This is a genomic window from Ruminococcus sp. CAG:330 (assembly GCF_000437175.1).
Taxonomy (GTDB): Bacteria; Bacillota; Clostridia; order Oscillospirales; family Ruminococcaceae; genus Ruminococcus_C.
This window is the reverse complement of the sequence record NZ_FR898008.1, coordinates 1-4,236: the sequence shown is the minus strand read 5'-3', so window position 1 is coordinate 4,236 and position 4,236 is coordinate 1. Positions and strand designations below refer to the sequence as shown.

Annotated in this window: 4 protein-coding genes; all 4 read left to right on the top strand. The window is 54.0% G+C overall.

The annotated features are described in order from the left end of the window. Positions 1–103: 103 nt before the first annotated feature. A complete protein-coding gene (locus QZL66_RS02135) occupies positions 104–1,333 on the top strand; it encodes a hypothetical protein (protein WP_022410116.1) in 1,230 nt (409 codons plus the stop codon). 12 nt (positions 1,334–1,345) lie between these two features. Then, positions 1,346–2,650, top strand: a complete 1,305-nt coding sequence (locus QZL66_RS02130; protein WP_022410115.1) for a type IV secretory system conjugative DNA transfer family protein — start codon at positions 1,346–1,348, stop codon at positions 2,648–2,650. A gap of 64 nt (positions 2,651–2,714) precedes the next feature. After that, positions 2,715–3,983, top strand: a complete 1,269-nt coding sequence (locus QZL66_RS02125) for a DUF5050 domain-containing protein (RefSeq protein ID WP_022410114.1) — start codon at positions 2,715–2,717, stop codon at positions 3,981–3,983. Between the two features lie 70 nt (positions 3,984–4,053). After that, positions 4,054–4,236: hypothetical protein (locus QZL66_RS02120; protein WP_369677350.1), on the top strand; the 183-nt coding region annotated here is incomplete at its 3' end.

Below are 4,236 nucleotides of genomic sequence, written 5' to 3'. Positions count from 1 at the left end.
AAATCCGCATATATTTCCTATGAACACAAGCTCTAAGAACCTGTGTCTTAAAAAACAGGTTCAAATGATTGGGAAGATTTAAAAAACAGGAGGATTTGGAATCATGGCAAAGTTTTGTAAGAAGTGCGGCACACCGTTGAACGGCAACGGCATCTGCCCCAAGTGCAACCCTCAGCCGGCACCACAGCCTGCTGCACCGGCATCCCAGCCGGCACAGCCCTGGAACACACAGGCAACAGGCGCACCCCAGGCAGGGCAGTACTACAACCCCAATCCCCAGCAGGGCGCACCGAGTTATGGTGCAGTTCCGCCGGAGCAGCAGACAGCCCCCGGCAGCAAGATGGGATTCGGTATGGAAATGGACAGCAAGCACATCAACATCTCCGTGGACAAGGAAAAGGCAAAGAATTTCTGGGTGGCATGGAAAAACCGTGCCGGCTTCGGCGACCCCAAGACCAACAACACCAGCGTCTATGAACGCGGCATGCAGATCGTTCCGGAGAATGTCCCGCCCACGGACTGTGAAGAGCCGGTTCGACAGTACCGCTTTGCTGTCCTGCGGTCGAGAGCGCTCCTGAAGCGTGCGGAGGCTCGGATGCAGGTGACCAACAAGCGGCTGCTCATCCGTGCGCCGGGACGGATTCTGCTGCGTGGCAGAACCTGCCTGCAATATGACTTCAACATCAACGAGATCGGCGGTGTGGATGTGCGGAAGAGCTACAAGTTCAGCCTGTTCAATCTGATCGCTGCGTGGATTGTTGCGCCGTTTCTGGCAGGTATCGTGCTCAGCCTGATCATGCTGCTGCTGTTCCAGAATCTGGACTTTGACCGTTTTTCTTCGAATATCAACTTCTTCCAGAAGCTGATGCTCCTGATCTTCGGCGTTGCCGGAACCGTTCCGTTTTTCCTGCTGCATAAGAAATGGCTGCTGAAGCTCGCCGGACTCAACGTGACCAGTGTATGCTTCTTCCTGAACTATCTGCTGAATACCGAGGAATTCCTGTGGTATCAGAATCAAATTGAGGACGGCTTTTTCCACACACTCTGGCGCGGCATCATGATTCTCCTCATGGTGGTAACGCTGGTGCTGGCACTCATTACGCTGATCGTCTTTATCTTCATTCCGGATTTGAAGTTCCAGGTGAAGTCCAAGACCGGTCAGGTGGCAATGGAGATTTCCCGCACACGGATGTTCCACGCAGCACGGGAAACCGTTGGCTATACCGAGGTGCTGCCGACGGAGGATACCGAGCAGGCAATTCGTGAGGTGAACTCCATTATCACCGATTTGAACAAGCTGGGTGACAGCGCTGTCAGCAAGTGGAAACAGTAAGAGGGCAGAAACATGAATGCGACAATGAAGCGTGTGGAGGTCTTTGAAGGGAACCAGCTGTACCAAGTGCCCCTGCAATCTCCGGCAAACTACGCCAAGTGTGCATTTTGCGGCATTGACCGCAACGGCAGAGACTGCTATGTCAAGGTGGACGACGAACTGTTCAGCCGGCACATGCTCCTGCTCGGCGGAATCGGTACGGGAAAAACCAACGTCTTTGACCAGATTCTCGGACAGCTTCGGGCTGGCGTGACAGATCAGGATGTGGTAATTATCTTCGACACCAAGGGCGATTTCTACCAGAAGTTCTACCGCCCCGGAGATGTGGTGATCTCCAACGATGGCACGGCAGTGGACGAAACCGGAAAGCCCAACTACTGGAATATTTTTCGGGAGATTCGGCGGGATGATTCCATGGAGGAAACCATCATTGAGATCGCAAAGTCCCTCTTTGCGGAAAAGGCAAAAAAGACCCAGCAGCCCTTTTTCCCCAATGCGGCACGGGATCTGTTCTCAGCGGTGCTGACAGATGCCTGCCGGCGGAACGAAAACATGGACAACGCATCGCTGCGTGCATTTCTGGATTCCTCGCCGGCAGCGGACATTCGCAAAATGCTGGCAGCTCATCCGGATATGGAGGCGATGATCAGTTATATTTCCGATGACCGTTCGCCCCAGACACAGGGCGTGATCTCCGAACTGCAGCAGACCGTGCGGGAAATCCTCATCGGCAACTTCAAAAAGGCGGGGACGCTCTCCATGCGGGATCTGGTGCGGAAAAAGGGCGGAAGATTCGTGTTTCTGGAGTACGACCTGCAAATCGGTGCGATGCTCTCGCCGGTCTATAGCCTTCTTTTTGATCTGGCGATCAAGGAGGCGCTGGGGCGCAACAAGACCAGCGGCAACACCTACTTTATCACGGACGAGTTCCGGCTTTTGCCGAATCTCCAGCACGTAGACGATGCCGTGAACTTCGGCAGAAGTCTGGGCGTGAAGTTTATGATCGGCGTGCAGAATGTGGAACAGGTGTACGAGGCGTATGGCAGAGAGCGTGCCATCAGCATTCTCTCCGGATTTATGACCAGCGTCTGCTTCAATGTGAACGACTACGAATCCAAGCAGTACATTAAGAACCTGTTCGGGCGCAACCGCAAGAAGGATACTTACATGTCTTCAGTGCAGACACGCGGCATCATCGAAAATGTGCGGGACTCCTTTGTGGTGGAGGACTGGGACATCTCCCGTCTTGGTCTGGGCGATGCCATCATCGGACTTCCGGCAATGCCGCCGTTCCTGTTTCATTTTAAAAAGGCATAAGAGATCAAATCAATCGGAGCGTGTTTCCTTTCCGAAGCACGCTCCGAGAATTTGGGAGGTTTTTATGGATGCAAAGAAACGATGCCCCAATTGCGGGTGCATCTGTGAGGCAGACAGCGTGTTCTGTGAGGAATGCGGCGCATCTCTGGAGCAGATGAAACCACCTGTGCAAAACGGGGAAAATTCGTGGAAAAACAGTGCGCCGCCTGTGACCAATGCCGGCGGTTCGAAAGCGGCTTCCGGCAACCCGAAAAAGGTTGGATTTATCCTGCTGATTCTGCTGTTGGCAGCACTGCTGGCAGTATTGGTGCTGCTGCTTGTTTGGAACGTGGGACTGCGAAAGGAACAGACATCGGCCGGACAGGAGGCACTGGAAACAGCGCAGGTGATGACCGCAGAGGCATCGCAGCCGGCGCTGGAAACCACGGCGGAGGATACCGAGACGCACTTCCAGTTTGCAGCGCAGACCACAACTGCTGTAACAACAGGGAGCGCTGCCGACGATGCGGAAACGCAGGCACTGCGGGAGGCCGGAAACGGCGCTTCGAATATTGTCAACGGCGGTTACGCCTATTTTGACGGCACGTACATCTATTGGAGCGATTCCAACGGCATTTACCGGGTTGTTTCCAATAGTGCGGAAGATGCAGTGAGAATTTCGGCGGAATCTGCGTACTACATGAACGGCGTGGGCGACCAGCTGTATTTTGTGGATGCCGACCGGAACAATGCAATCTGCAAGATGAACGCCGATGGCAGCGGATTCGAAGTGGTGTACGACATGTACTGCTATGAACTGACTTATGATCAGGACTGGCTGTATTTCAGCCGGGTGAACGGCGATACCCACGAGATCTGCCGGATGAAGCCGGATGGCTCCCAGCTGGCAGTGCTGAAAGCCTGCGAGGAGTGGTACATGAACATCTACGCAGACCGCATTTACTTCTGCAACTTTGATGACGGTCTTTCCCTCTGTGCCATGAATCTGGACGGCAGCGGTCTGAAAACGCTCTACAGCGGAGAGAGCTCCGACATCTGTGTGGCAGAGGACACCATCTTTTTCTCCGCCGACCGCACCAGCCGTGATCTGTACCGGATGAATCTGGACGGATCCGGTGTGCAGAAAATTCACAGCGGATACGCACGCTTTACCAACTATGTGGACGGCATGCTCTGCTTTGCTGATGAAAAGGGCACGCTCTACTATTGCGACACAGACGGCTCCGGATTGCAGCAGCGTGCCGCAAACGTGACCTATCCGGTCATTGTGGATGGTGTGCTCTACTGCGAAAAGGAGAGCGGGTTTGTGGAGTCATTTTCACTGATGCAATAAGAACCCGTCTTACATGTGTCTTGTGAAGACAGGTTCTAAGAACCGATTCTCAAAAAAGGAGGAATTTCTTTTGAGCAATATGAAGAGAGTTTGCCCGAAGTGCGGGCGGGTGTTTTCCCAGGAGGACGGCTTTTGCGATGATTGCGGATGCCGGCTGATTCTTGCATCGGAGGACATGAAGATTCCCGGCCAGCCGGAGCCGGAGCAGAACTTCTACGAGCAGCCGCCGGTGCAATCGCAGCCATCCCAGAAC

What these genes read in the sequence shown, in the direction of transcription:
- QZL66_RS02135 (WP_022410116.1), top strand. Translation starts at nt 104, where the DNA reads ATGGCAAAGTTTTGTAAGAAGTGCGGCACACCGTTGAACGGCAACGGC.
- QZL66_RS02130 (WP_022410115.1), top strand. Translation starts at nt 1,346, where the DNA reads ATGAATGCGACAATGAAGCGTGTGGAGGTCTTTGAAGGGAACCAGCTG.
- QZL66_RS02125 (WP_022410114.1), top strand. Translation starts at nt 2,715, where the DNA reads ATGGATGCAAAGAAACGATGCCCCAATTGCGGGTGCATCTGTGAGGCA.